Here is a 26,869-nt window from a genome sequence, read left to right as displayed (position 1 = left end):
CCGGTCGTTAATCTGCCGGTTCGGCGATGTCCGCTTTTAGGAACGGGCGAGCCTTTGCCTAACGGCCGAAATGGGGCGCATCTTGGACAATCGTTAGTCCGATCGCCAACCGGGCTGAAGGTCGCCCACGCATACCCGATTGCCCAGCCGCACTTTCCCAGCGATAAAGCCGCATGCCCGACGCTCTCTCGATCCTTGTCATCGATGATAACGCCATCCGCGCTTCGATCATTGAGGCTGGATTGCGCGAGGCCGGGCATGACCGGGTCCGGGTGATCGTGGACGTCGAGGATGTTGACGCCCAGATCGGTGCTATAGGCCCCGATGTGGTTATCATCGATCTCGAAAATCCCAATCGGGACGTCCTCGAGCATTTCTTCTCCCTCTCCCGCAGCCTAAAGCGGCCCATCGCCATGTTTGTCGACAAGGCGGACCTCAGTTCGATTGAGGCGGCGGTCGACGCCGGAGTTTCCGCCTATGTCGTGGACGGGCTGCGCAAAGATCGGGTCAAACCCATTCTCGACATGGCCATCCTGCGCTTCCGCGCTTTTTCGCGTATGCAGGACGAGCTGGAGGCTGCGCGCTCCGAACTGCAGGGACGCAAGGTCGTGGACAAGGCCAAGGGCATTCTCATGCAGTCGCGCGGCATATCTGAAGACGAGGCCTATGCCCTGTTGCGGACCACCGCCATGAACCAGAACCGCAAGATCGCCGAAATCGCGCAAAGCGTCGTGACCGCGGCCGAGCTTTTGGGACCATAGGAGGGCACATGGGGCTGACACAGATCACGCTGGGCTTCGCGCCGCTGCTTGACAGCGCGGTGCTGATTGCCGCGCAGGAACAGGGTTTTGCCGAGGCTGAGGGCCTCGTGCTCAAACTGGTGCGCGAAACCTCCTGGGCCAATATTCGCGATCGCGTCGCCATCGGCCATTTCGACGCCGCCCATATGCTGGGCCCCATGCCGCTCAGCGCCAATCTCGGCCTCACCCCGCTCGATGCGCCGCTGATAGCGCCTATGGCGCTGGGGCTCGGCGGCAATGCCATCACGGTCTCCAATGACCTCTGGGCCGCGATGGTCGCCTTCGGAGCGCCTGCAGGTGGTTCGGCGAAGGGCACCGGCCTCGCCATGCAGCGGGTCATTGCCGATCGGGCCGAAAAGGGCCTGCCCCGGCTGCGCTTTGGCGTGGTGCATCGCGAAAGCGGGCACAATTACGAACTGCGCTATTGGCTGGCGGCCTCGGGCGTCGACCCCGATCGCGATATCGAAATCATGGTCGTGCCGCCATCCTTCCAGCCCGATGCGCTGGCCTCGCGCCGCACCGATGCCTATTGCGTCGGCGAGCCCTGGGGCTCGGTGGCCGTGGCCCGTGGCATCGGCCGTATCGTCACCACCAAGTCCGCCATCTGGCGCCTCAGCCCGGAAAAGGTGCTGGGCACGCGGGTGCAATGGGCCAATCGCTATCCCGAGCAACTGGCCGCCCTCATTCGCACGCTGACCCGTGCGGCCCGCTGGTGCGGCGATCCCGACAACATGCCCGCCCTTGCCAAAATCATGTCGCGCGACGACCGGCTCGGCCTGCCGTCCGAGCTGCTGCTGCGCCCGCTCTCGGGAAAGCTGCTATTCGGGCCGGAAGACGAGCATCAAGTCGACGAGTTCTTCGTGCCCTTCCTCCGTGCAGCCAATTTCCCCTGGATCAGCCACGCCATGTGGTTCTATTCCCAGATGGTGCGCTGGGGGCAGGTGGAACACACGCCCGAAAATGCCGCCAAGGCCCGTGCCAGTTATCGCCCCGATCTGTTCCGCGCGGCCATGGCCGGGCAGGGGATCGCCGTCCCCTCGGCCAATGCGAAGATCGAGGGCGCACTGACCGAGCCAACCATGGTTGGTGCCGCCGGCGCGACGCTCACCCTGGGCCCCGACGGGTTCTTTGACGGCATGCAATTCGATCTCGATCACCTCGATGAATACATAGCGAGCCAGAAGCGCTGATTGCTCAGGAATTGAGCATTTTGCCGCAGCCTTGGGCGAAATGGTCATTCTTGTTCGACTGCGCCCTCTGATCCAGAACCGGCCATTGATCTGATATTGCTGGCATTTTAGCTACGCCCGCAATCTGGCACGGTTCCTGCAGTGTCTGTAGCAAGCGCTTCGGCGCAGTGGCGTCCAATGACGGGCGCCGACACATCTGGCAACGCCGCCAACCATCAAGAGCGGTCTCCTTATCGGAGACTGGTCGTGACGGTTGGCGGCGTTTTCGTTTTTGGCCCGCGGATCAGCAAGCATCCGCCAGCAGGAAAGCAGACGACCCAATGGCTCAAAAACTCGTCATCATTGGCGCCGGCATGGCCTCGGGCCGCATGCTTGAGCATCTGTTCGAGACCGACCACGACTATGACGTCACCTTGTTCGGCGCTGAACCGCGCGGCAATTACAACCGCATAATGCTCTCGCCCGTCCTCTCGGGCGAAAAGGCCTATGCCGACATCGTCACCCACGATGCGGCTTGGTACGCCGCCAATGGCATCGACACCCGCTTCGGCCACGCCGTCACCAAGATCGACCGCCAGGGCAAGACCGTCTTCGCCAATGGCGTCGAGACCCCTTACGACAAGCTAGTCATCGCCACCGGTTCCGCCCCCTTCATCCTGCCCATTGCCGGCCGCGACCTGCCGGGCGTGCGCGCCTTCCGCGATCTCGACGACGTCAATGCCATGCTGGACGTCGCCGGCCGCCCCGGCAGTCGCGCCGTGGTCATTGGCGGTGGCCTGCTTGGCCTCGAAGCGGCTGCAGCGCTGAGCGGACGTGGCATGAGCGTCACCGTGCTGCACTTGGCTGGCCATCTGATGGATCGCCAGCTCGATCCCGCCGCTGGCTACCTACTCGAACGCGAACTTACTAGCCGCGGAATCAAGGTCCATTGCCGCGCCCAGACCAAGGCAGTGCTCGGCACCGACCGCGTCGAGGCCGTGCTGCTCGAAGACGGCACGATTTATGAGGCCGACCTCGTCATCATGGCCGCCGGCATTCGCCCCGAAACGCGCCTCGCCACCGATGCCGGCATCGAGGTCCAGCGCGGCGTGGTTGTCGATGCCGCCATGCGCACCTCCGACCTCGATATCCTGGCCCTGGGCGAATGCGTCGAGCGCGACGGCGCCGTCTATGGCCTCGTCGCGCCGCTCTATGACATGGCCAAGGTCGCGGCGAAGACCCTCGTCGGCCAAGCCGCCGCCTTTACCGCGCCCAAGACCGCCACCCAGCTCAAGGTGACTGGCGTCAGCCTCTACTCAGCCGGCGACTTCGCCGAGGGCGAGGGCCGCGAAGAGGTCGTCCTGCGCAATGCGGCTTCCGGCATCTACAAGCGTGTCGTCCTCGCCGGCAACAAGGTCATCGGCACCGTCCTCTATGGCGATACCGGCGACGGCGCCTGGTTCTTCGACCTCATCAAACGCGGCACCGACATCACCCAGCTGCGCGACACCTTGATCTATGGCCAGTCCTATGGCGGCGGCGCCGTCGCCGATCCGCTGGCCGCCGTGGCCGCATTGCCAGCCGATGCTGAAATCTGCGGCTGCAATGGCGTCTGCAAGGGCAAGATCACCGAGACCATCACCGCCCGGGGCCTGACCTCGCTCGACGATGTCCGCGCCCATACCAAGGCCTCGGCCTCCTGCGGCACCTGCACCGGGCTGGTCGAAAAGCTGCTGATGGCGACGATCGGCGACGCCTATAATCCCAGTGCCATCCAGCCCATGTGCAATTGCACCGACCTCGGCCACGACGAAGTCCGCCGCCTGATCGTCGCCCAGGATTTGAAGTCTATTCCAGCCGTCATGCAGGAGCTGGCCTGGAAGACCTCCTGCGGTTGCCCCAAATGCCGGCCGGCTCTCAATTACTACCTCATCGCTACCTGGCCCGGCGAATATGAGGACGATGGCCAGTCCCGCTATATCAACGAGCGGGTCCACGCCAATATCCAGAAGGACGGCACCTATTCGGTGGTGCCGCGCATGTTCGGCGGCATCACCAATGTCAAGGAATTGCGCGCCATCGCCGATGTCGCCGAAAAGTTCGATGTCCCCACCATCAAGGTCACGGGCGGCCAGCGCATCGACCTACTCGGGGTGAAAAAGGAGGATCTGCCCGCCGTCTGGGCTGCTCTCAATGCCGCCGGCATGGTCTCGGGCGCCGCCTATGCCAAGGGGTTACGCACGGTCAAGACCTGTGTCGGTTCAGACTGGTGCCGCTTCGGCACCCAGGATTCCACCGGCCTCGGCATCCGCATCGAAAAGTTCATGTGGGGCTCGTGGACGCCGGCCAAACTCAAGCTCGCCGTCTCCGGCTGTCCGCGCAATTGTGCCGAAGCCACCTGCAAGGACATCGGCGTCATCTGCGTCGATTCTGGCTACGAAATCCATTTCGGCGGCGCTGCTGGCCTCGATATCCGCGGCACCGAAGTGCTCTGCCACGCCAGGTCCGAAGACGAAGCCATCGAGATCATCGCTGCCCTGACCCAGCTGTATCGCGAGCAGGGGCGCTATCTCGAGCGCATCTACAAATGGATGAAGCGCGTCGGTATCCCCTCGATCAAGGACGCAATCGTCGAGGATACCAACAAGCGCAAGACCCTCTTCGACCGCTTCGTCTTCTCCCAGCAATTCGCGCAAGTGGATCCGTGGGAAGAGCGCGTCAACGGCAAGGACGCCCACGAATTTGCCGCCATGGCCGAGTTCGCCATGCTGCAGGCGGCGGAGTGAGCGCTATGACCCATATGTCCCCCACCACCTGGATCGAGATCGGCGCCTTGGCCGATGTGCCCCGCCGAGGCGCCCGCTGCATTACCACGCCCTTGGGCAAGGTCGCCGTATTCCGCACCGCAACCGACGACGTCTACGCCATCGACGACAAGTGCCCGCACAAGGGCGGGCCCCTTAGCCAGGGCATCGTCCATGGCGCTCAGGTCACCTGTCCGCTGCACAATTGGGTCTTTTCGCTGCAAAGCGGCGAGGCTCAGGGCGCCGACGACGGCGCCGTCCGCACCTATCCCATGCGCGCCGAAAACGGCCGCCTCTTCATCGACGCCTCAATCCTCGCGGCCACCACGGCCGCCTGATCCGCCTTCAGCAAGCCACCCAACCCCGGAGAGACCCAATGGACTATGTAGCCCCCAAGGATTTCGTCACCAAGATGATCGACGCCGGCGAGGCCAAGGTCTTCATGTCGACGCGCGACACGCTGATCCGCTCCTTCATGGCCGGCGCCATCCTGGCGCTGGCAGCGGCCTTTGCCATCACCATCACCACCCAGACCGGCCAGCCGCTGCTCGGCGCCGTGCTGTTCCCGGTCGGCTTCATCCTGCTCTATCTCATGGGCTTTGATCTGCTCACCGGCGTCTTCACTCTGGTCCCGCTGGCACTGATCGACAAGCGCCCCGGCGTCACCCTCAAAGGCGTACTGCGCAACTGGGGCCTGGTGTTCTCAGGCAATTTCGCCGGTGCCCTCATGGTCGCGCTGATGATGGCCATCATCGTCACCTTCGGCTTCAGTCAGGCACCTGACGCCGTGGGCGAAAAGATCGGTCATATCGGCGAAGGCCGCACCGTCGGCTATGCCGCCCATGGCGCCGCCGGCATGCTGACGCTGTTCATTCGTGGCGTGCTCTGCAACTGGATGGTCTCCACCGGCGTCGTCGCCGCCATGATGTCCACTTCGGTCTCGGGAAAGGTCATCGGCATGTGGATGCCCATTATGCTGTTCTTCTACATGGGCTTCGAGCATTCCATCGTGAACATGTTCCTGTTCCCCTCGGGGCTCATGCTGGGCGGCAATTTCTCGATCATGGACTATCTGGTCTGGAACGAGATCCCCACCGTCATCGGCAATCTCGTCGGCGGCCTGACCTTTGTCGGCCTCACCCTCTACGTCACCCATTCGCGCACTGCGCCGCGTCGCGTTCCGGTTGCCACGACGCGCGGCGCTAATGACGTGGTCGCCGTCCCGGCCGAATAGTCCCGACATTCAGGAGATTGGCAGATGCATATCGTGCCCCACAGCCGTGCCGCAATAGCAGCGCCCCGCATGGCCGATCTGGCCACGCTGCCGGTCTTCTATATGCTCACCAACAAGCCCGTTCTCATTGCCGGCGGCTCCGATGCCGCCGCCTGGAAAGCGGAATTGCTGGTCGCCGCAGGTGCCCGGGTCACCGTCCATGCCCCGGGCACCTGCGCGCCCGAAATGCTGGCGCTAGCTGATGAAGGCCGCCTCATGCTTGTTCAAGCATCCTGGGAGGAGGCGGATTGGAGCGGTCTCGTAATGGCCGTCGGCGATTGCGAGGAAAACGAAGCGCCAGCCTTTGCAGCCCATGGAAGGGCCAATGGCGTGCCCGTCAATGTCATCGATAAGCCCGCGTTCTGCAGCTTCCAGTTCGGCTCCATTGTCAACCGCTCGCCCTTGGTGGTCGGCATTTCAACCACCGGCGCCGCACCCATCCTCGGCCAGGCCGTGCGCCGCCGTATTGAAATGCTGCTGCCGCAAGCGCTGGCCGGCTGGGCCGAGATTGCCCGCACCATGCGCGACAAGGTCACGGCGCTGCTCGATCACGGCGCCGAACGCCGCGCCTTCTGGGAAAAACTGGCCGATGCCGCCTTTGTCGAACAGCCCAGCGACAATACCATCACGCGCTGGCTCGGCATGGCGAAACAGGCCAAGTCCGGCAAGGTCACCCTTGTCGGAGCGGGTCCCGGCGATGCCGAATATCTCACCATCAAAGCTGTACGTGCCCTGCAGGCTGCAGATGTCATCCTGTTCGACGACCTCGTCTCCGACCAGGTGCTCGAACTCGCCCGCCGCGAGGCGAAGCGCATTCTCGTCGGCAAGCGCAGCGGCCGCCCCAGCTGCAAGCAGGCCGATATCAACGCCATGATGGTTTCACTAGCCAAACAGGGGCGACATGTCGTCCGCCTCAAGTCCGGGGATCCGATGATCTTCGGCCGGGCAGGGGAGGAGATCGCGGCGCTCGAGGCCGAGAATATCCCGGTACAGGTCGTGCCCGGCATCAGCGCGGCAATGGCTCTGGCAGCGAGCCTCAATATTTCGCTCACCCATCGCGACTGCGCCCAGTCGGTGCGCTTTGTGACCGGCCATTCCCGCTACGGCGGCCTGCCGGACACACTCGACTGGCGCGCCCTGAGCGATCCCTCGACCACCCATGTCTATTACATGGCCTGCCAGAATGGCGCCGGTATTGCCGAACAGCTGATCGCGCACGGCATGCCACCACACACCGGCGTGGCCATTGCCAGCGACATCAGCAGCCCGAACGAGACTGTCACTTATACGTCTCTCAAGGACATGGCCGCCACACTGGGCGAAGGCACACAGCCAAAGGGCCCGGTGCTGATCATGGTTGGCGACGTACTGACCCGCGCAAAAAAAACAGCGACTGTTGAGACGTCCGTCGCGCAGGCCTCATAGCCTCGCGCTGCAGCCGGACCGACAGACATGCCGACGCCCGGCACGTATTCGAATACTTTTGCCAAACTGTATCTGAACGGCTGCTTTCGGGAGTTTGCGATTGCTCCTATGACGTCCGGAATGGGGCGCGTAGTTGCCGTGCCATACAATAAACTTTCCAGCACCAACTGTAAGCGCAGCCGTTGGCAAATTCGCGCTGTTTGCCACGCGCTTTTGCTGCTTGGCACCTATCGCTACACTTCTGCCTAGCGGAGGCCGACTATTTGTTCCTGTGATTGCCGGGCGCGCCCTATCAAATGGTGCCCAACTAAAGCGGGTCAACTTTCGGTTAATCTCGGCCCCTGAAGCCGATTGAGTTTTCATCAAGTCCAAGGCAACCAAGAGTAGAACAAGGCTCGAGGACCGAATGTGGGCGTACTACAATGAACATGACCCAGAAGCTGCCGAGATCTGCGCATGGTCAAGGATCCGTGGGAGATCGACAATATCCGCAAGGCCAGCCATCTGGCCGGGCTGGGCATGCAGACCAGCTATGATGTGGTGATGAATGGCGGCACGGAGATCGATTCCAACGTTGCCGCCGAAGCGCGCATGATGACCGAATGGTCAAAGCTCTTCCCCGGGGACGACGTCACCGGCTATGGCGACGAGGAAGACGGGGTTATCTCCGCCCTCTGGTGCTGGACCCGTGCGGGCAAGCATATCGCCATGTCGCTGCCTGCCTCGACGCACGAGCCAATTGCCGATGATGCACCGTGTCTCACCATCATCTGGGCGACGATCAATGGCTATGGCGCCGAGTTCGAGCGCACCTTCTCGCGCAAGCCTCTGACCGGCGAAGCCGCGAAGGCTTGGGAGGCCATGATGGCGGCTCGCGAAGAGGTATTGCCGCTGCTCAAACCCGGCGCCGTCTGCGAGGATTTGGTCGCCGCCGCAAATGAGACAATGCGGCGCCATGGCTTCGAGACCGGCCCCGGCTTTCTTGGCCACGGGCTGGGCCTCGGCCATCATGAGCGGCCGCAAATGGTGCCCGGCACCAAAACCGTCCTTGCGCCCGGCATGGCGCTGGCCTTCGAGCCGGCGATATTCAAGCCCGACTACGGCGTGACCCAGTCCGACATGGTGCTCATCAATGAGACGGGCCACGAAGTGCTGACCGACTGGACAGGCTTTATTCCCAAGCTTTAGCAGATCGGCCTGACGTTCGGAGAAAGCCATGTACCAGCCATCCAGTCTCGAGCATCACGACCTCACCAAAGACCAGCTCTACGAAGACGTGCGGCTGCAACTGGGCGGCCTTCTCGCGGGCGAGACCGACCGTATTGCCAATGCTGCAAACCTCTCGGCTCTGCTCTTCGACCGGCTGCCCGATCTCAACTGGGCGGGCTTCTACTTCCTCAACGATTCCGGCGACGAACTTGTCGTTGGCCCTTTCCAGGGCAAACCAGCCTGCGTCCATTGCCGTAGGCAGAGGCGTGTGTGGCAGCGCTGTTGAGCGCCGGGAAACGATCATCGTCCCCGATGTGCACGCTTTCCCCGGCCACATCGCCTGCGACGCGGCCTCGCGCTCTGAGATTGTCGTCCCCATCTGGCGGGACGACAAAATCATTGGCGTGCTCGATCTCGACAGTCCTTCACCGGGCCGCTTCAACAAAACTGACCGGGCACATCTTGAGCACCTGGTGGAGCTATGGGTGCGCAGTTGCTAGGTTAAATGCACCCTGCGATCCCAGTGAGAGCAAAGTTAGAAAAGGCCCGCGCCGTTGAGCGAGGTCAACATCCGACATTGCGCAATCCTCACCGTATGCGAACGGACTTGCGGAAAATACATTTGCCAAAGCCGTACGTCGAAAATGTGCGGATCGGAGGCCCAGTGGATCGACAAATTTTCAGTTGCCAAAGGCTCCTTAGCGTGCTGCCCCTACCGGCCAAATTGCATGGCAGCCCACGTCTCCAAGTCAAGTCCCCCTCCCATTTTCGACGGCCGCTTTCGGGAGATCGCAGAGTGCATCGTGATGACCGAAATGGGGCGCTTCGCCTACGAGATCGGGATAATCGTCGGCGAAGACCATAGTTTTAGATTTCTGTGGCCTCTGACAGCGACAGAGCGTCGTCAACGTCTACCCCTAGGTACCGGACTGCATTTTCGATCTTGCTATGACCAAGCAGGATCTGGATCGCCCGCAAATTTCCTGTGGCCTTGTAGATGAGCGATGCCTTGGTTCGGCGCAAAGAGTGTGTGCCGTACTCTTCTGGCGTTAGGCCTATGGCTGTCACCCACTCGTCGACCAAACTTGCATTTTGGCGGGTGCTTAGGTGTCCACCCACTGTGACACGGCTTGGAAATGCGAAGTCATCGACACTGCCACCTCGACGCTCCAGCCAGGCAAGCAGGCTTGCCTTGGTGTCAGAAGTTATCTCGAATTGGACTGGCCTCCCCGCCTTTTGCTGAACCACCATCGATCGTGTTCGGATCGTGCGACCAGCCACGAGTGTGCCGATCTTGATCTTTACGAGGTCACAACCTCGAAGCTTACTATCGATGGCGAGGTCGAAGAGGGCCCGATCCCTCATTCGGCCTTCCCGGTCAAGGAAGAAGCGGATTGACCAGATCTGTCTGATTTTGAACGCGCGTTTGGCGCCAACCTGCCTGCCGGCGTTCCACGCAGGTCTCCCCGCTGCAGCAGGGTCATACTGTGAGATACCCATTACATTTCTCCATTGGCCAAAGCGGCCGTGGGGGAAACGATTTTGGCAGGCCGACCAGTGGCGAGTGCCGACCCCATCTCTGTCGTTCCTGGCTTTCGCTGACTTCCCGGAAAGCAGCCATCAATAGGCGTTGGGGTTCGTCGCTAACAGCGGTTGTGGGCCAAACGTCTGCAGAGGCTCGCCTACAGCTTGTGCATAGCAATGCGCTGGAACTATCTGACTGCTTAGGCCAGCATGCTGCGGATTTTGTTCGCCAGGTCATCCATGGCGAAGGGCTTGGTGATCATGTCCATGCCGGGCGCCAGGAAATCCGCCCGGGACGCAGCCATGGCGGCATAACCGGTGATGAACAGGACGCGCAGTTCCGGGCGGGTCTGGCGGGCAATCTCGGCTAGTTGGCGGCCGTTGAGGCCGGGCAGGCCCACGTCCGAGATCAGCAGATCGATGCGGCTTGCGGACTGCAGGATCGGTAGCGCCTCGCTGCTGTCGCCGGCTTCGATCGCGACATAGCCAAGTTCCTCGAGCACATCCACGACCAGGAGGCGCACCGACGCATCGTCCTCGACGATGAGGACGGTCTCGCCGCTGCCCAGGGGCGTTGTCGACCCCGCTGCCGGGCTGGCTGCCACGGCCGCCGCGTTATTGCGCGGCAGGTAGAGCGACACGGTCGTTCCTTTGCCCAGCGCACTCGCCAGCTCGACATGGCCGCCCGACTGGCGTGCAAAGCCGTAGATCATAGAGAGGCCAAGCCCGGTTCCCTGTCCAATCGGCTTGGTGGTAAAGAACGGATCAAACGCCTTGTCGATGACTTCGGGCGACATGCCTTCGCCGGTATCGATCACTGAAATCCTGACATAGTCGCCGGCCGTCGCGCCATCAACGTTGCGGGCATCGCGCTCGCTCAGGGCAGTGTTGGAGACGGCAATGACCAGCCGACCGCCTTCCGGCATTGCATCGCGGGCATTGATCGCGAGGTTAAGCACCGCGCTTTCGAGCTGGTTGGCATCGGTGATCGCCTCCCAGGCATCTGCGGGCTGGGTGATCTCGAGAGTGATCTGCTCGCCCAGCGTGCGGTTGAGTAGATCCCGCATGGATTCGATCAGCGGCACCACATCGGTGGGCTTGCGGTCGAGCGATTGCCGTCGCGAGAAGGCCAGCAGGCGATGGGTGAGCGCAGCCGCGCGCTGCGCCGAGGTGATGGCGGCATTCATGAAGCGGTCGAGATCGTCATAACGCTGGTTGGCGATGCGGCGCTTCATCACGTCGAGCGAGCCGATGACGCCGGTCAGCATATTGTTGAAGTCATGCGCGATACCGCCGGTCAGCTGGCCCACGGCTTCCATCTTCTGCGATTGGCGCAGCAGCGCCTCGGTTTCGCGCAGCACTTCGGCCTGCTTGCGCTCCGCGGTGACGTTGTGGCCGTAGAGATAGATCAGCTCGCCTTCTGCAGCGGCATCCCAGGAAAACCAGTACGGTGACCCGTCCGCGGCCAGCAAGCCCAGTTCGGTTGATGTCGGTGGCCGCCGTGGATCGAACTCGACCAGTTTGCGGGCGGCGTCCGTGTCGCCAGGCGCGGCCATGTCGACGAAAGACCGTCCGATCAACGCCGCCTGCTGGTACCCCAGAATGGCGCTCCAGGCCGGGTTGACGTCACGGATGTTGCCGTCCAAGCCGATCACCGTCAGCAGGTCGCGCGAATTTTGCCAGACCTGATTGCGCTCCCTGGTCCGCTCCCGAACGCTTTCCGACAAGGTTTCATTGGCGAGACGCAGCTGCTCCTCGATGCGCTTGGAATCGGTGATGTCATAGATGACGCCGATATAACGCAGCCCGTTGGCATCGATGTCCTGCAGATACTCGCCCCGCCGCGCCAGCCAGCGCGTCTCGCCGTCATCGGCGCGGGTAATGCGGAATTCGATATTGCGCTCTGGCTGCGGCTCGGTCGGCAGCTTTGGATCGATGATCGGGCGATCGTCCGGATGCACCAGCAGGTTGATGGTCCGCACCGGCAGCACATGGGTCGGATGCAGGCCCAGCAGGCGGCAGAACTGGCGCGACACCGCCACCGTGCCATAGCCATCGGTATGTTCGAAGGTGCCGACCTGGCCAGCCGTCTGGGCGACGCGCAGCTGCTCTTCGGTGCGCTTGCGGTCGGTGACGTCGACCAGGGTGCCATGGAAGCGGACCGGCTGGTCGGAGTCGTCCAGCACCGTGCGCCCATCGGCATGCACCCAGCGAATGCCGCCGTCGTCCTTGAGAAGGCGGTAGTCTTTGGAGAACACTTCCGCGCCGGCCAGGATGCCGGCGACGGCAATGCGGATGCGGCGCACATCGTCAGGATGAATGCCGGCAAAAAATTGCGTGGTGGGCACGCCATTGGCCAGTTCGAGCGGATCCTGCCCGGTGAGGCCGGCAAAGCGCGCATCGGCCACGAGTCGCTGCTGGACAATGTCCCATTCCCAGCTGCCGGCGGCGCCGGCTGCTTCCAGCGTCAGGTCAAGCCGCTGCCGGGCCTCGCCGATCTGGCGTTGCAGGTCCGCGAGCTCGCGTCGGGCCGAGCCGGTTTCATCCATGTGTTGGTCAGTCGGCACTTGGGGCACGGCTTTCATCGTTAGGGCAGGCTGGTCAGGCACCCACGGCCCAATTGCTGTCAGCCGTCACGCGGCTGATGAAGTCGCCGAGCAGCTGCTTCAGCATGCCCAGCGAGGGGAGATCCATGATCATCGCGATATAGCCGCGTATGTTGCGGTCGCGCACGGAAAAATTGATGTAGAGGAACAGCACCAGGCCATCGGTATCCGGCTCGAGGCCGACGTCGAACAGGACCTTGCCGTCGCCATACATCACCTTCGGCAGCGACATCTGCAGCGACTGGTTGAGCATGTTGGCAATGGTGCCCAGGCAGCCGTTGAGGATCACATTGCCGGTCTCGGCCAGGGCCTCGTCCTTGAGCGATGCGACCTCGGTGGCGTCGACCTCGTCGCCGACTATGGCGCGCACCAGTTCGAGGCTGTTGTCTTCGGGAAAGATCAGCAGTGCCTTGCCGGAAAAGGCGCCGCCGAATTCCTGCCGGATCGCCACCAGGTCGTCGCTTTCGCGCTGGCCGATCAGGGCAGCGGCGGCTTCTTTGGTGACGACTTCCACAGAGGGCACCGACAGCAGCACCTGCTTGCCCACCATCTTGCGCAGGCTAGCGGCGGCGCGGCTGACGCCGATATTGACCAGCTCGGTCAGCGCATCGCGCTCGAGCTCGTCGAGAGTGACATCGATCAGGGTCATGCGCTGGCCTGGCGCAGGCGCAAGGCAGCGCCGCTCAGAAAGCCCTTGATGGTATCTTCGGTCACCGGCTTGCCGACAAACGTGGCGTTGAGTTCGCGGGCTCGGGCGATGATTTCGTTTTGCACATTGGCGGTGATGATGGCGATCGGCATTTGCGGATAGGCTTCGCGCAATTCGGCGGCCAGTTCCAGACCGTCCTTGCCCGGCATGTTGAAGTCCAGCACGGCCAGGTCAATGGCCTGTGTCTTGACCAGCTCGATGGCCTCGTCGGCATTGCTCGCCTCGACCCGCTGCCAGTCGGGATGCAGAGCGGCGATGGTCTTGCCGGCGACGATCCGCGCCAGCTTGCTATCGTCCACGAGCAACACCTTGACCATCAAGAAAACTCCGTCATTCCGTCGATCCAGCGGACCAATATCTCATCTCTATGCGGATGGTGGGTCCGCGGCAAGTTAAGTCAGCAAAGGCATGATCCATCGGCGGGTGAACGGATCGGCCGGTTCGCCGATTATGGTGGGCAACAGGACCATCAACACCTGCCAGAGCGCCGTATGCACCGAGCCGGCGGCGCTGAGGTCGACGGGCGCCGATGGATGGCCCTGCAGCAGGGTCATCAGCGTCTCAGCCTCTTCGACCCCGCAATCGCCCGTGATAGTAATAGCCCGGCCGTCGAACGACACGCTCATCCGATCAGCTCCGCCATATCGAGCACCAGCAGGACCTGCCCATTGCCGAGCACGGTGGTTCCGGCCATGCCGGGCATGCCACTCAGCAGACCGCCGAGCGGCCGAGTGATGGTCTCCATGCGCTCGGCAATGGCGTCCACCACCACGCCAACACGCTGGTTGGCGAGCGACATGACGAGGACGGTCGTTTCATCGGGGCTCGGTGCTGCCGGCAGTCCAAGCAGGTCTGATAGCGACAGCAGCGGCACGGTCGAGTCGCGCAGCACGAAGGCGCGATTGGTCCGGATTGGCGTCACCGCCTGCTGGGCGACGCGCACGGTTTCGAGCACTGCCTGCATCGGCACGCCATAGCGCTCGGTGCCGACCGAGACGATCAGCAATTGTGTCATGGCAAAACCGACCGGCAGGCGCAGCGTCGTGCTGGTGACGTGGCCCAGGCGGCTGTCGATGGCCACGGTGCCGCCGAGCCGGGTGGCATCCGCCCGGACGGCGTCGAGGCCGACCCCACGGCCGGACAGGTCGCTGACCGCCGCAGCCGTCGAAAATCCCGCGGCGAACAGCAGATCGAGTACATCGCGATCACTGAGCGCCGCGGCCCGTTCGGCGCTGACTAAACCCTTGCCGACAGCCGCCGTGCGAATGCGCCCCGGATCGATTCCGCGCCCGTCGTCAGAGAGGCTGACGAGGATATGGTCGCCTTCGGCCACCACCCGCAGGGTGATCGTCGCCGACGCCGGCTTGCCCGCAGCAAAGCGTTCGGCGGCACTCTCGATGCCATGGTCCATGGCATTGCGCACCAGGTGCAGCAGCGGCTCGAACAACTCGTCGACAATGGTCTTGTCGGCCTCGATGGCGTCCCCCTCGATCAACAGCTCTGTGGGCTTGCCCAACCGCCGGGACAGGTCGCGCACCAGGCGCGGCAAGCGGCGGAACGCCTGGCCCACCGGCACCATGCGCGTCTGCAGCACGCCGCCATGGAGGGCGCCGGTCAGCCGATCGAGATCTTTCTGCACTGCGGCAATGCGTCGGGCGATCTCGGTTCCGCCCGGCAGGGCGCCGGCCATGGCGGCAAGCCCGGCCATGCCGTTCTTGCTGGTCATCAGCTCGCCGACGAGGTCGAGCAGGGCATCGATGCGGGCCGGGTCGACGCGCAGCTCCCGCATCGCCTCGGTCCTGGTTTCATCGGCCACTACGTCGTCGACCGGCACAACGATGGGGGCGCCAAGCGGGACGATCTCGACTTGGTCCGGCACCAGGCGGAACACGGCTTCCACCTCCCCGAGCGGCGCGGTGCTGAGCGCTTCGAAAGCCAGGTTGGAGCGGAAGGGATCGAACATCGCCGCGGCCGGCCAAGGATCGCGCGGCGCGATCGCCAGATGTGTGAGCTCCGGTATGCGCGACAGCAGCGCGACAGGATCGTCGCCGCTGAAAAAGCATTCGGCATGCGGAAGATAGCGCAGGGCGACGGTCGCCGCGCCGCCGATTTTTTCCGCCAGCGCCAGCGCCCAGGCGATCGAGCCCGACACGGCCGGCACCGCACCCTCAGTGTCCGCTTCGCTCTCGCCGCCAAGCGCTGCCGCCAGCGTGGACGCCTGCGCCAGCCGCTGCGGGCTAACCTCACCCTGTTTTTCCAGGTCATCGACGCATTGATCGATCCATTCGAGCACGGCGACGATGGCGTCGATTTGCACCGTGTCCAGGCTGGCCGTGCCGGCGCGGACCCGGCCGAGGTTGTCCTCGGCCTTGTGCAGCGTGGCATTCAGCGACGGCAGGTCAAACAGGCCGGTAGACCCCTTGAGCGTGTGCACGGCGCGGAAGGCACTATCGAGCCGCGCAGCGTCTGCCGGGTCGGTTTCGAGGGCGAACAGGTCATCGATGGCGGCTTGGACCAGTTCGCGCGCCTCGACGATGAACTGCTCCATCAACTCGTCCATCAGCACAGCTCCGGCCGCTGGTAGACGATGGCATCGGGGAAGCGGCGGGTGACGAAGCGCTCGGAAATACGCGACATGGACTCCGAATGCCCCAGCAACATGTAGCCGCCCGGCAACAGGCCGTTGAACAGGTTCTGCATGCAGCGCACCCGCGCCGCGCCATCGAAATAGATCAACAGGTTGCGGCAAAAGATGACATCGAACCGCCCCTGCCGGGCCACCGAGGCGACATCGGTAATATTGCAAGCAGTAAAGCTGACCGATTCCCGCAGGTCGTCGATCAATCGCACCCGGCCATCCTCGACCGGCGCGAAATACCGTTCCACCAGTTCGGGTGACAGGCGCATCACCGCGCGGCGGCCGTAGTTGGCTTCGAGGGCTTCGGCGACGATGGCGGTATCGATGTCGGAGCCGACGATCTCGACATTATAGGCATCCACCAGTGCCCAGTTTTCCAGCAGCCAGATGGCGATCGAATAGGGCTCTTCACCGCTCGAACAGGGCACCGACCAGATGCGGATCTTGTCGCCCGGCTTCTTGGACCGGATGAGCTCGGGCAGGATCGACTGGCTGAGGCAGGCGAGCTGGTGGTCCTCACGGTAGAAATAGGTCTCGTTGATGGTGAAGCTGTTGATCAGCTGTTCGGCCTCGCCCGGCTCGGCCCGCAGCAGGGCGTAGTAATCGGCAAAAACCGACAGATGCTTTTGTGCCATGCGGTCGGCGACGCGCCTATCGATGTAGTACCGCTTGGACTCGCCGAACTGCATGCCGGTACGGGCATAGAGGAAATCACAGAGCCGCGTGAGGTCCGCGCCGGACAGGGGCGACAGCGCGTTGGCGCGCGCCAGCAGGTCGGCGCTGCGGCGGGTCATGCGAGCAGCTCCGCCAGCCGCTGCGGGATTTCGTCCATTGGCAGGGTGTCCACCGCGCCGCCGCGGCTGACCAGCTCGCCTGGCATGCCCCAGACAACGGCGGTATCCTTGGCCTCGGCAATGGTGTGGCCGCCTGCCGCGCGCAACTCGGCCATGGCGGCGGACCCGTCTGCGCCCATCCCGGTCAGCAGAATGCCGAGCAGATTGGCCGGTGGCACATGCTGCATGGCGCTGCGCATCAGCCGGTCGACGCTGGGGTGCCAGGGGTAACCGTCCTGCATCGGCGCCGAATTGGCGACCAGCTGCCCGGTGCGCATGGCAATGACCATGTCGGTGCCGCCGCGGGCAATGTAGACACCACCCGGCAGCAGCGGTGTCGGTCCGGTCACTTCGCTGACGGCAAGTGGCGACAGCCGATCGAGCCTGCGGGCGAGAGGACCGGTGAAAGCCTGCGGCATGTGCTGGGCAATGACGATCGGCCAGCGTAGGTCTGCGGGCAAAGCCGACAGCAGGATGTCCAGCGCTGGAGGGCCGCCCGTCGACGTGCCGACCACGACCAGTCCGGCGCTACCCATCGGTGTGTGCATGGGCTTGGTCGGCGGCACCGCAGCAGCTGCACCATCCGTGCGGCGCAGCCGCATGCGCTCGGCCAGCCGCCGGGCGCGCGGCAGCTGGACCGCCGCTGCGGCCCGCACCTTGGCGACCAGTTCCTCGGCCAGTGCATCCATATGCAGCGACACCACGCCTTCCGGCTTGGCAATGAAATCCACTGCGCCCATTTCGAGCGCCGTCAGCGTTTCGCTGGCCCCATCCTCGGTCAGGGCCGAGACCATCACCACCGGTACCGGGTGCTCCAGCATGATGCGGTCGAGACAGGCGAGGCCATCGAGCTTGGGCATGTTGATGTCGAGCGTCACTACATCGGGCCGGAAGCTGGCCACCTTTTGCAGCGCATCGAGGCCATCCCGGGCCACGGCGATTTCGAAATCGCCGGCCGCCGTGAAGATGCCGCTCAGCAGCTTGCGCATCAGCGCTGAATCTTCGGCGATGAGGATGCGGATCACGCTGTGCCCGCCGCGTCCTGCCGGGCGGCAATGTCGGCGATGACATCCTGCTCGGCACGGCTGAGCAGCTCTTGCGGATCGATCAGCAGGATCAGCCCGCCGTCCGCACCCAGATTGGCCACCCGGTTGAACACCGCCGAACCCTCGCTGGACAGCGACGGCGTCACCGCCAGGCTATCGGCCGCAACCGAGAGGATTTCCGAGACGGCATCGACGACAAAGCCGGCCGTTAGCGTGCCGACGGTGACGACGATGACGCGGGGCTGCACCGCATCGGCCGCAGCGGGCGCGTCAAAGCGCTGGCGCTGGTCGATGATCGGCACTGGCCGGCCACGCAGGTTGATGATGCCGGAGACAAAGCTCGGCCCATTGGGCAGGCGGGTCACGCTTTCGGGCAGGCGCAGCACTTCCTGGACGGCAGCGATCGGCAGCCCGTAACGTTCTTCCCCCAGGTCGAACACGACGAACTGCTCCTGCCTCTGGGTTATATGCGCGTCGGCCACTCTGTTCGCCTCATTGCTGGTTGCCATCACCGTTGCTTCCACCGCGGCATTGGCGAAGAGCCGCGGCACCGAGAGGATGGATACCAGGGGCCGGCCGCCACCCTGGCGACCGATGGCATCGAGTTCTGCCTGTCCACGACCGCGCTGCAGGATAGGCGGCACCATATCGATGGCCGCTTCATCCAGCCGCAGGATGGTTTCGATCGCATCAGCGACCAGTCCGACCTGCGCCCCCTCGTGTTCGACGACCAGAACCCGGCGGCCCGCGCTATTGTTCCCAGCGTTCGCAAATCCCAGCAGGGCTGCCAGCGAGATGACTGGCAGCGCCCTGTCGCGCACATTAGCCAGGCCCAGCACCGCTGCGTCAGCATCTGCAACCAGGGTCAGCGTTTCGGGCAGGCGCAGCACTGCGATCACCGCATCGAGCGGCAGGGCAAAGGTCTGCCCGCTGACCACAAAGGCGATGAGGACGCGCTGCGCCGCGACGGTCTCGGCAGGCGCGCTGACCGCGTTATGTTGCTGTCGGTTGGCCGTGCCGGCAGCCTGGCGCTTGAAGCCGCTTTCGAGCAGGGCCGCAATATCGATTGGCTGGCCGGTCGGGCCGACGTCGCTCTCGTCGAGCCGCAGCACAGCATCGACCAGGAGGCCCACCGCCCCAGAATGGTCGAGCACCACGACACGCTCTTCGCTGCCCGGGGCGCTGCCCATGAGTCGCGCCAGCGACACTATCGGCAGAACAGCACCGCGCAGATTGCTAACGCCGAGCAGGGCAGGTGGACCATGCGGCACGCGGGTTATGCGGCTACGTCGCAGGACTTCGACCAACTGATCGCCGGCCAAGGTATAGGTCTGCCCGCCCACGACGACCGTCAGCTGGCGTTGAACGCTGGACACGACCGGCGCTCCGCTCCTCACGCGCCGCTCGTTGCCTGGAGTTCATCAGATAGCAGGGCGATCTCCTCGATGGCTGCCGCCAGGTCCTCGGCGGCACTCGACTGCTCGCGCGCCGAAGCGGCTGCCTGCCCGGCCGCAGCACCGGCCTCCTGGGCCACAGTGGCAATCTGTTCGGTCCCGGCGAGGATTTCGCGCACGGCAATCAGCACGGCGTCCGTACTCGCCATGATCGCGCCATTGCCGGTGCTGATCGTCTCGCAATCGCGCTGCACCTGGTCGAGCCGTTCCACGATCACCCTGTTGCGAGCCAGTTCGGCTTCCGAGGTCTGCACTGTCATTTCGAGATCGCGGCGCGCCGAGCCGATGGTGCTCTGGATCGATCGCACACCTTCCTTTGCGCCCTCGATGGTTTCGGATGCATCGTCGGCCAGCTTGCGGATATCGCTGGAGACGATGGCAAAGCCGCGCCCTTCGCTGCCCGCACGGGCTGCTTCGACCGAACCGCTGACGGCCAGCATACTGGTCTGCACGCCGACGAGGATGATGCGGTCCACGGCGCGCTCGATGCGGCGGGCCACCTCGTCAAGCGACGACAGGGTCTCGATGGCAGCCCTGGTGTCATTGAGCCCGTTCTCGAGTTCGCTGCCGATGCCGAGAACACTGGTGCGGTTGCTTGACAGGCGGTCGGCGATCGCCTGCACTCTCTGCAACGCATCCTGGGCATTTTGCGCGCTGAGCCCCACGCTAGTCTCGATCTGGGCCATGGCGGCATTGGATTCCTGGGTTGCTGCCGCCTGTTCCTCGGCGCCGCGGCTGATCTGGTCCACCGCAATGAGGATTTCTGCTGCAGCGCTCGACAGTTCCTGCACTGTGGCCGAAAGCTCTTCGGCTGCAGCGCCCATGGCAGCGGGGCCGCTTTCCGTGTCGTCGCTGCCATTGAGACCCTCGGCAATCTGGGAAAGGCTCTGGGCGGCCTGTTGGCTTTGTTCCAGCGCTACGCTCTGCTGCTGTACGGCGCGCTGGGCTTCGGCGGCTGCAGCCGCCTGTTCCTCTGCCGCCGTGGCGACATTCTCAGCGCCCTTCTGCGCTTCCCGCGCCGCAAGGTCGGCCTCAACGGCCGCGGTGAGGATAGCGGTGCTGCCATCCAGCAGGTTGAGCAGATCGCCCCGGATCGTCGCCAGATCTGCGGCGATGGCTTGGCCGACATTAGTCTGTGCCCGGGCCGACTGTGCGGCTGCCGCGATACGCGAGGCGACTTCGGCCACCCCATCCCCGATCGATTGGGAGAGCTGCTTGACGTCGCGAGCGCTGCGCTCCGCGCTTTCGGCCAGCGCCCGCACCTCGTCGGCCACTACGGCAAACCCGGCTCCCTTGTCGCCCGCCCGCGCCGCTTCGATAGCTGCGTTGAGCGCCAGCAGGTTGGTCTGGTCCGACACATCGGCAACGACCAGTGTCGTGTCGCCGATACTGCCGGCTTGGCTTTGCAGCCGCTGGATCAGGTCGACCGCGGCCAGCTGTCGCGAGGCATTGCTTTCGATGGCCAATAGCGAGCCTTCGATCGTGGTCGCGGATTCGACGACGGCCGCCTGCAGGATTTCCGCCTGTCGGCGCGAGGCCTCTGCGTCGGTACGGGCGCTGGCAAACTGCCGTGACAACTCGCCAACCGTCGCCAGTGACTCATGAGCAGCGCCTGCCGCCTCCTCGGCACCACTGGCGATCTGCTCAAGCGTCCGCCGCAGTTCTTCGGCGGCTGCCGAGGATTCAGCCAGGCCGCTGGCCAGTTCCATTGTGGCGGCAGCCACCCGTTCTGCAGCCTGCTCGCGGGATACCGGCATGCGCGCCTTGGCTGACGCCCTTGGATCCTTCGGGGCCGGCGAAGCCGATGGAGCAACATGACCACTCTTGCGATTGGCCAGAGCGGTCGTCTTAACGAGTGCCATGCGCTGTTCCGTCCGATCCTGATGACGCTTTGGGCACGGACATATCATCCCGCAAGCCAGCGGAATATAGCGACCGGCCCGATTGGCCAAAGAATGTCCGTGCTTGTCAGCGCAAGCCTGCGTAGCGCATTCGCCAAATGCAGCGCCACATGTCCGCCAATGCACATTTGATCGAACAGCCGGTCTTGGGTTCTTTTCTGGCCACCCCTGCGAAAGCTTGAGGCCGTAACTCTTCGCGCGCAACGCATGCGGATTAACTAAAGTTATGTCGGCAGCCTTATTTGGCGCCGGGCAGCGAAATTAAGGCTTAAGGGCTGTACACGGCAGGAACGAACCGAACTTGCAGCCGTTGGGCGCGCTTGGCCAACACAAGGAGTGCCGAGCAATGTTCATGCGCGTCGACAGACTGATAACTGAATTGCCGCCTCCTAAACGGCAGGATCCCAATGGAGCCGCTGCGCTTCAGGAACTGCTGGGAGGAAAATATGGGGAAATGTCTACGCTCGGGAACTATATGTTCCAGAGCTTCAATTTCCGCAGCAAGGACAAGCTTCGTCCGTTCTACTCCCTGGTCGCTTCCATCACTGCCGAAGAACTTGCCCATGTCGAGCTGGTGAGCAATGGTGTCGCTATGATCAACAGCGGGCCGGAAAAACCCAAGGGCGATCGGGGTGATGGCGGCGACATTTCGAAGTCACCGTTCGAAGCCATGGAAGACATTAGGTTGGCGTCCGCATTCTTTGCCAATGGCGGCGGCGCTACGCCGGTCAATGCCAATGGGGTGTCATGGAACAATGACTTCATCACCACGACCGGCAATGTCATCTTCGACCTGCTCCACAACTTCCATCTCGAATGCGGGGCTCGCCTGCACAAGCTGCGGGTTTATGAAAGCCTGAGTTCCGATAATGCCACTGGCCGGGAAGTGTGTGGATACCTCTTGGTTCGCGGCTCGGTGCACGCCCATTCCTATGCACTGGCGCTGGAAAAACTGACGGGCGTCGATATCAAGAAGATGCTGCCAACGCCCAACATCAATCTTTCGAAGATTCCTGAAAGCCAGAAGTATCTCGACGAGGGCTCGCACCGCCGCCTCTACACGTGGAGTCAGGACGACTACAAGGAAATCTCTGGCATCTGGTCCAATGACGAAGTGGCATTGCCGGGCGATCCCCCCGGCCCACTGGAGGTTGTCGAAGGCATTCCGGACGGTGGCAAGATGCAGCAATTGCAGGGCGTGCCCGCGGCTTTCACGCCAGATTACGCTCCGGAAGAATTCTACGAAATCGCATCCAAGCTCTACAAAGCTTCGCGATAGTCGCGTGGACCATTTCAACCGATAGTCACGGAAATGGTATCCGGCCTTGAGTGCATCGAAACCTAGGCCGGATGCCTCCGAGGTGGAAGTGACAATCAACCCCTAGACAAAGGATCCTCAAAGGCCTGCGCGATCAGACTCCAAATATCGGAAGCCCAGCGTATTCGGTGATCTGGGTAAGGTTCTCAAGTCACCAAAGACCGTGGTGTCGAACGACGTCTTCAAATGGGTGACGACGCAACCAGCTTCACTTCGAACCGACATGTACGATCTTCACACTAATGAACGGGCACCTGATTGTCTGCAATGGCATTAGGCGATCTCGTTCCACCAACGGTCGAATGATCGCCGATCGTCTCCATTTTGAGGTGCTTTTCTGAAGGAGACCGTCCGCATCTCACCCCGATGCTGCCAGGCAGCTGGCGACCCCATTCTTGTCGTTCGCTAGCCAGTGCCATTTTCCAAAAGCTGCCATGCTCGGAGACCACCGCATTCTGCAGCATATTCAGTTGGCCAAGTTCAGTCGGCGTGCTTCGGTCCTTCGGTTGATAAAAGATTGGCGCCCGCAACTAGCTTTGTCGCTAAAGAGGGCGGACGACCAGCAGCGCACAATAAGCCAATCATTGGATTACGCGCAGCTGTGAGCTGTAAGAACGCATTATCAAATGGTGGCGGAGGTCTATGACCTCCACCACGGCGTCCAAATATTGAAAGGAAATTTTGGGTAGCGTTAAGACTTGCGAACTCTCGAAGCAATATCAAGAAGGGATTCCGCGAACGATTCAACGTTCCGCTTTTCAATTTCTTCAATACCAAAGTCACAAGTTTTGAGATCTCCCGCAGGCTTGTAGCGGGCGATTATTATCCCTGCTTTGGTTACAGTCAAATCTAAGAGCTGAAAACTGGTTCCAAGATCAGTGCGTTTGAAGAATTGTTTTCCGGCACCCAGCACAACGGGATGAAACATGAGACACAGTTCGTCGAATAGGTCATGTTTCAATAATTGTGCAGCAAAATCGCCGCAACCGTGCATCTGTAGTTCGCCATCTGACTGGCTCTTGATGCGGCGAACGGCATCGACTGCATCTCCTTTTAACGCTTGCGTTCCCGTCCAGCTCGAAGGCAGCGCCTTCCGAGTTGCGACGTACTTCGGGAGTTCGTTAAACTGCGATGCGACCAAATTGTTCGGATCCGTCACGTGTGGCCAATAACCCGCAAAGATATCGTAGGTCTTGCGGCCAAAGAGGAAGGCGTCTGCTTAAGCGATTCGAGGGAATAGTATCGACATCATGTCTTCGTCGACAAAGGGTACGTTCCAGCCGCCTAGGGCAAAGCCACCTTCTCGATCCTCATTTCTGTCTCCTGGCGCTTGATAGACACCATCGAGGCAGGAACATGGTTAGGCTTAGCTTCATGATTTGGCTCCTTCCACAATATGCGGCACGGAGCCGACGACGGCGTAAGTCATTCTCGACGGTTTTGTGGCTTGTGGCGACTGAGAACAACGGGTTGCTTAGCTGCCTCCGAGATCAACGCAGTTAAATCGCCTTCATGACCAACACGCGACGACTTGGCAATCGACAGCTTTAAGGAAGGCTATGTTCAAGCCTGCTTCACCAAACAGTCGGCGCTCCACCATACTGGGCGGCAAATCCTGTGAGCCCCACCGCCAAGGCAGCGCCCTTGAGCGTGTGGCGTAAGGCATTGTGCCTGGCGATGTCCCCTTCCGCCAGGGCGCGCTCGGCCTGGGCCAGCATGCTCGGGGCGTCGGCCATGAACTTGTCCATCACGCCCTGGAAGGTGTCGCGGCCAAGCTCGGCGATCAGCATGTCCTGATAGGCGCGGTCCACGGTGGGGAAGGCCGTCACCACTTCGGCGTGCCAGTCCTGCTCGTCGACAGATGGCAGCAACGGCGACAGCGCGGCAATCAGCTTGTCCATCGAGATGGGCTTGGTCAGGAAGGCATCCATGCCGGCGCTGAGACAGCTGTCGCGATCGCTCAGGAAGGCATTGGCGGTGAGCCCGACGATCGGCTTCGAGAAGCCCTTGCTGCGCAGCAATCGCGTGGCATCGATGCCGTCCATGACGGGCATCTGCATGTCCATCATCACCAGATCAGGTGGCTCGGCCAGGGCCATATCGACGCCGATCTGGCCATTCTCGGCGATTTCAACCGTCAGGCCCAGGCGTCGAAGCAGCCCGCCCGCCACCTGCTGGTTGACGGAATTGTCCTCGACCAGCAGCACCCGGCCCCTGAGCTGCGTCGATGCTGTGCTCGGCTCGGAACCCGTTGCCGACGTCCTGCTGTCTTCGATCGGGTCGGCCGGCACTTCGAACCAGAAGGTGCTGCCGCAGCGTTCGACGCTGGTGACGCCGATCTGTCCCCCCATGGCTTCCACCAGGCGCTTGCAGATGGCAAGGCCAAGGCCAGTGCCACCATGGACCCGCGTATTGGAACTGTCGACTTGCGTGAAGTCGCGAAACAGCACCGCCTGGGCGTTCTGTGAAATGCCGACCCCGGTATCGGCGACCTCGATCCGCAGGCGGTTGCCGGCAAGCGATCCCGAGACGCTGATCCGCCCCGAGGGCGTGAATTTTATGGCATTGGAGACCAGGTTGAAGAGAACCTGGCGCAGTCGTCCGGCATCGACGGTCACGCGGTTTGCCGGCAGCGCGATGGCAAGGCTCAAACCCGCCAGTTTGGCGCGCGGCCCCAGCAGATCGGTCACCGCCTCATTGAGGTCGTACAGATCATAAGCTGCCCGTTCGATCTGCATGGCACCAGCTTCCAGCTTGGAATAGTCGAGCACATCGCTGATCACGTCCAGCAGGGCGTCGCCGGACTTGCGGATGATGGAAAGGTTGTGACGCTGCCAAGGCGTCAACTCGCTGTCAGCGAGCAGTTCGGTCATGCCGATTATGCCGTTGAGCGGTGTCCGGATCTCGTGGCTCATCGTCGCCAGGAAGGTCGATTTGGCGCGGTTGGCTGCTTCCGCCTTCTCGGCAACGCGGCTGCTGCGTTCGCTGAGCAGAGCCAGCTCCCGGCCTGTACGGGAGATGTGCATGAGTTGCAGCGCCAGGAGAAAAACCATCAGGGTCAGCGCTGCAGCCAGCAGCAGGACCGCATAGCCGAGCTGCCAATAGGTGCGCTCCGACTGGCTGCGCTCCTCCACCCGCGCGGCGTTGACCGCGGCATTGGCGGCGACGACCAGGTCGTTGGTGGCCATTCTGACCCGGTGAGCTGCCGCCAACAGCGCGTCGGACACGACTTCGAAGGCGCCGGGCGACCGTTCGAGTTGTTCGATAGAGGAGAGCAGTGCCCGCGATGTCGCGACGACCTGATGTGCTGGGCCACTGACGTCCGAGTGCTCTCCAAAGGTGATGGAATATTTGCCCGAACCGATCAGGTCGATGCGGCTATAGAGCAGGTCGAACCCCAGCAAAACCTTGGTCGTGTCTCTCGAATAGATCGCTTCCACCAACCGTGAGGCTTCCCGGTCGGCCTGGTACGCGGCCCAGATGGCATCTTCCCGAACACTTTGGGCCGCACTGTTCTGTCGCTCCACCAATCCGGCGAAGATGGAAACGATGGAGATGACCAGGACCACGGATGCGACGGTCAGCCCGATGATCCCCAGTCCGATGCGCCCTGATACGAGCCTTCTGGTTTTGATGGTCGTGCGCCGCACGACTATTCCACCTGCACGGATTTAACTTGCCAGACGGAGCGCCCGAAATAGACCTCGTTGTAGAGGCCGGGGTCCAGATCGAAGGGGTAGATCACAAACAGCGGGCCCTTGTCCCGGACCGACATGACGTCGCCGTTCCGGCGTGTCGCCAGGATCACCGGATTGTCCTGCACATCGCTCATCGGGATCATGGAGGAATACTCATTGAGCGCCGTGACCGTGACGCTGTCCCCCGTGCTCCCCAGCATCGCCAGCAGGTCTGAAATGACCGGGCCGCTGAAGCTCTGCTGGCCATCGTACCAGGGCGTCTCGGTGACGGTGGTGCGCTGCTGCAGCGCATCGAGCATGGCAAGGTCGAATTCGGCCACACCGTCGGCGTTGAAATTGGTGATTGTCCCGGACACGGCGAGGATGACCTGACCCGTGGGCTTGGCCAGCTGTCCGGCCTCAACGCCGGGAACCAGAAGGCACAGTGCAATTGCAGTGAAGGCGAACTTGAGCATATGGCTG

20 protein-coding genes and 2 pseudogenes are annotated in these 26,869 nt (G+C 62.7%); 9 read left to right on the top strand and 13 right to left on the bottom strand.

What is annotated here, in order from left to right; genetic code table 11:
• The first annotated feature begins 173 nt into the window (after window positions 1–173).
• The 8 genes and pseudogenes from BM045_RS09680 (at window position 174) to BM045_RS09645 (ending at window position 9,180) form a co-directional block, all read left to right on the top strand.
• Window positions 174–761, top strand: a complete 588-nt coding sequence (locus BM045_RS09680) for an ANTAR domain-containing response regulator (RefSeq protein ID WP_092182599.1) — start codon at window positions 174–176, stop codon at window positions 759–761.
• A gap of 8 nt (window positions 762–769) precedes the next feature.
• Entirely contained in the window at window positions 770–1,990 is a 1,221-nt protein-coding gene (locus BM045_RS09675) for a CmpA/NrtA family ABC transporter substrate-binding protein (protein WP_092182597.1), read from the top strand.
• Window positions 1,991–2,310: 320 nt separating this feature from the next.
• Window positions 2,311–4,755 carry a nitrite reductase large subunit NirB gene (gene nirB, locus BM045_RS09670; protein WP_092182595.1) on the top strand — a complete coding sequence of 815 codons (2,445 nt, stop codon included), beginning with the start codon at window positions 2,311–2,313 and terminating at the stop codon, window positions 4,753–4,755.
• A gap of 14 nt (window positions 4,756–4,769) precedes the next feature.
• On the top strand, window positions 4,770–5,111 hold the full coding sequence (gene nirD, locus BM045_RS09665) for a nitrite reductase small subunit NirD (RefSeq protein ID WP_092183199.1): 342 nt from the start codon (window positions 4,770–4,772) through the stop codon (window positions 5,109–5,111).
• 38 nt (window positions 5,112–5,149) lie between these two features.
• On the top strand, window positions 5,150–6,007 hold the full coding sequence (locus BM045_RS09660) for a formate/nitrite transporter family protein (RefSeq protein ID WP_092182593.1): 858 nt from the start codon (window positions 5,150–5,152) through the stop codon (window positions 6,005–6,007).
• 24 nt (window positions 6,008–6,031) lie between these two features.
• The gene (gene cysG, locus BM045_RS09655; RefSeq protein WP_170848454.1) at window positions 6,032–7,471 is read left to right on the top strand and encodes a siroheme synthase CysG; all 1,440 of its coding nucleotides are present in this window, start codon (window positions 6,032–6,034) and stop codon (window positions 7,469–7,471) included.
• A gap of 456 nt (window positions 7,472–7,927) precedes the next feature.
• Window positions 7,928–8,659 carry a M24 family metallopeptidase gene (locus BM045_RS09650; RefSeq protein ID WP_092182591.1) on the top strand — a complete coding sequence of 244 codons (732 nt, stop codon included), beginning with the start codon at window positions 7,928–7,930 and terminating at the stop codon, window positions 8,657–8,659.
• 28 nt (window positions 8,660–8,687) lie between these two features.
• A pseudogene (locus tag BM045_RS09645) lies at window positions 8,688–9,180 on the top strand (GAF domain-containing protein).
• 367 nt (window positions 9,181–9,547) lie between these two features.
• On the opposite strand, the gene BM045_RS09640 reads toward BM045_RS09645, so the two are convergent.
• From BM045_RS09640 to BM045_RS09595, 10 genes are all read right to left on the bottom strand, one after another.
• Window positions 9,548–10,180, bottom strand: a complete 633-nt coding sequence (locus BM045_RS09640) for a tyrosine-type recombinase/integrase (protein ID WP_092182589.1) — start codon at window positions 10,178–10,180, stop codon at window positions 9,548–9,550.
• A 224-nt stretch (window positions 10,181–10,404) separates the two neighbouring features.
• The gene (locus tag BM045_RS09635) at window positions 10,405–12,753 is read right to left on the bottom strand and encodes a hybrid sensor histidine kinase/response regulator (RefSeq protein ID WP_092183195.1); all 2,349 of its coding nucleotides are present in this window, start codon (window positions 12,751–12,753) and stop codon (window positions 10,405–10,407) included.
• 52 nt (window positions 12,754–12,805) lie between these two features.
• Window positions 12,806–13,459 (bottom strand): chemotaxis protein CheC, encoded by a 654-nt coding sequence (locus BM045_RS09630; protein WP_092182587.1) that lies wholly within the window; start codon window positions 13,457–13,459, stop codon window positions 12,806–12,808.
• Window positions 13,456–13,836, bottom strand: coding sequence for a response regulator transcription factor (locus BM045_RS09625; protein WP_348271242.1), 381 nt, complete (start codon window positions 13,834–13,836; stop codon window positions 13,456–13,458). The genes BM045_RS09630 and BM045_RS09625 overlap by 4 nt, the downstream gene beginning before the upstream one ends.
• Window positions 13,837–13,911: 75 nt before the next feature.
• Entirely contained in the window at window positions 13,912–14,145 is a 234-nt protein-coding gene (locus tag BM045_RS09620) for a hypothetical protein (protein ID WP_092182583.1), read from the bottom strand.
• Window positions 14,142–16,079, bottom strand: a complete 1,938-nt coding sequence (locus BM045_RS09615; protein WP_092182581.1) for a chemotaxis protein CheA — start codon at window positions 16,077–16,079, stop codon at window positions 14,142–14,144. Before BM045_RS09615 ends, BM045_RS09620 begins: the two co-directional genes overlap by 4 nt.
• Window positions 16,079–16,951, bottom strand: coding sequence for a CheR family methyltransferase (locus BM045_RS09610; protein ID WP_092182579.1), 873 nt, complete (start codon window positions 16,949–16,951; stop codon window positions 16,079–16,081). The genes BM045_RS09615 and BM045_RS09610 overlap by 1 nt, the downstream gene beginning before the upstream one ends.
• On the bottom strand, window positions 16,948–18,015 hold the full coding sequence (gene cheB / locus BM045_RS09605; protein WP_092182577.1) for a chemotaxis-specific protein-glutamate methyltransferase CheB: 1,068 nt from the start codon (window positions 18,013–18,015) through the stop codon (window positions 16,948–16,950). Before cheB ends, BM045_RS09610 begins: the two co-directional genes overlap by 4 nt.
• Window positions 18,012–19,412 (bottom strand): chemotaxis protein CheW, encoded by a 1,401-nt coding sequence (locus tag BM045_RS09600; RefSeq protein ID WP_170848453.1) that lies wholly within the window; start codon window positions 19,410–19,412, stop codon window positions 18,012–18,014. The genes cheB and BM045_RS09600 overlap by 4 nt, the downstream gene beginning before the upstream one ends.
• A gap of 17 nt (window positions 19,413–19,429) precedes the next feature.
• The gene (locus tag BM045_RS09595; protein ID WP_092182573.1) at window positions 19,430–21,352 is read right to left on the bottom strand and encodes a methyl-accepting chemotaxis protein; all 1,923 of its coding nucleotides are present in this window, start codon (window positions 21,350–21,352) and stop codon (window positions 19,430–19,432) included.
• Between the two features lie 385 nt (window positions 21,353–21,737).
• On the opposite strand from BM045_RS09595, the gene BM045_RS09590 reads away from it, so the two are divergent.
• Entirely contained in the window at window positions 21,738–22,670 is a 933-nt protein-coding gene (locus tag BM045_RS09590) for a manganese catalase family protein (protein WP_092182571.1), read from the top strand.
• Window positions 22,671–23,400: 730 nt separating this feature from the next.
• Here the strand turns inward: BM045_RS09590 and BM045_RS09585 are convergent.
• The 3 genes and pseudogenes from BM045_RS09585 to BM045_RS09575 form a co-directional block, all read right to left on the bottom strand.
• Window positions 23,401–23,916: pseudogene (locus BM045_RS09585) on the bottom strand (dihydrofolate reductase family protein); the annotation flags it as partial.
• A gap of 367 nt (window positions 23,917–24,283) precedes the next feature.
• On the bottom strand, window positions 24,284–26,359 hold the full coding sequence (locus BM045_RS09580) for a hybrid sensor histidine kinase/response regulator (protein ID WP_092182568.1): 2,076 nt from the start codon (window positions 26,357–26,359) through the stop codon (window positions 24,284–24,286).
• 2 nt (window positions 26,360–26,361) lie between these two features.
• Complete coding sequence (locus BM045_RS09575) at window positions 26,362–26,862, bottom strand: putative pterin-binding protein (RefSeq protein ID WP_092182566.1); 501 nt, start codon at window positions 26,860–26,862, stop codon at window positions 26,362–26,364.
• Between the last annotated feature and the right edge of the window lie 7 nt (window positions 26,863–26,869).

This window comes from Devosia sp. YR412 (assembly GCF_900110945.1).
Lineage (GTDB): Bacteria > Pseudomonadota > Alphaproteobacteria > Rhizobiales > Devosiaceae > Devosia.
Note: the sequence above shows the minus strand (reverse complement) of the source record. Positions and strands in the feature narration are given on the sequence as shown.

Excerpts from the sequence above, each read along its gene's own strand:
- BM045_RS09595 (WP_092182573.1), bottom strand. The coding sequence starts at position 21,352 with ATGGCACTCGTTAAGACGACCGCTCTGGCCAATCGCAAGAGTGGTCAT.
- BM045_RS09575 (WP_092182566.1), bottom strand. The coding sequence starts at position 26,862 with ATGCTCAAGTTCGCCTTCACTGCAATTGCACTGTGCCTTCTGGTTCCC.
- BM045_RS09650 (WP_092182591.1), top strand. The coding sequence starts at position 7,928 with ATGGTCAAGGATCCGTGGGAGATCGACAATATCCGCAAGGCCAGCCAT.
- BM045_RS09630 (WP_092182587.1), bottom strand. The coding sequence starts at position 13,459 with ATGACCCTGATCGATGTCACTCTCGACGAGCTCGAGCGCGATGCGCTG.
- BM045_RS09660 (WP_092182593.1), top strand. The coding sequence starts at position 5,150 with ATGGACTATGTAGCCCCCAAGGATTTCGTCACCAAGATGATCGACGCC.
- nirB (WP_092182595.1), top strand. The coding sequence starts at position 2,311 with ATGGCTCAAAAACTCGTCATCATTGGCGCCGGCATGGCCTCGGGCCGC.
- BM045_RS09635 (WP_092183195.1), bottom strand. The coding sequence starts at position 12,753 with ATGGATGAAACCGGCTCGGCCCGACGCGAGCTCGCGGACCTGCAACGC.
- BM045_RS09615 (WP_092182581.1), bottom strand. The coding sequence starts at position 16,079 with ATGGACGAGTTGATGGAGCAGTTCATCGTCGAGGCGCGCGAACTGGTC.
- BM045_RS09610 (WP_092182579.1), bottom strand. The coding sequence starts at position 16,951 with ATGACCCGCCGCAGCGCCGACCTGCTGGCGCGCGCCAACGCGCTGTCG.
- BM045_RS09620 (WP_092182583.1), bottom strand. The coding sequence starts at position 14,145 with ATGAGCGTGTCGTTCGACGGCCGGGCTATTACTATCACGGGCGATTGC.
- BM045_RS09590 (WP_092182571.1), top strand. The coding sequence starts at position 21,738 with ATGTTCATGCGCGTCGACAGACTGATAACTGAATTGCCGCCTCCTAAA.
- cysG (WP_170848454.1), top strand. The coding sequence starts at position 6,032 with ATGCATATCGTGCCCCACAGCCGTGCCGCAATAGCAGCGCCCCGCATG.
- BM045_RS09675 (WP_092182597.1), top strand. The coding sequence starts at position 770 with ATGGGGCTGACACAGATCACGCTGGGCTTCGCGCCGCTGCTTGACAGC.
- nirD (WP_092183199.1), top strand. The coding sequence starts at position 4,770 with ATGTCCCCCACCACCTGGATCGAGATCGGCGCCTTGGCCGATGTGCCC.
- BM045_RS09680 (WP_092182599.1), top strand. The coding sequence starts at position 174 with ATGCCCGACGCTCTCTCGATCCTTGTCATCGATGATAACGCCATCCGC.
- BM045_RS09625 (WP_348271242.1), bottom strand. The coding sequence starts at position 13,836 with ATGGTCAAGGTGTTGCTCGTGGACGATAGCAAGCTGGCGCGGATCGTC.
- BM045_RS09640 (WP_092182589.1), bottom strand. The coding sequence starts at position 10,180 with ATGGGTATCTCACAGTATGACCCTGCTGCAGCGGGGAGACCTGCGTGG.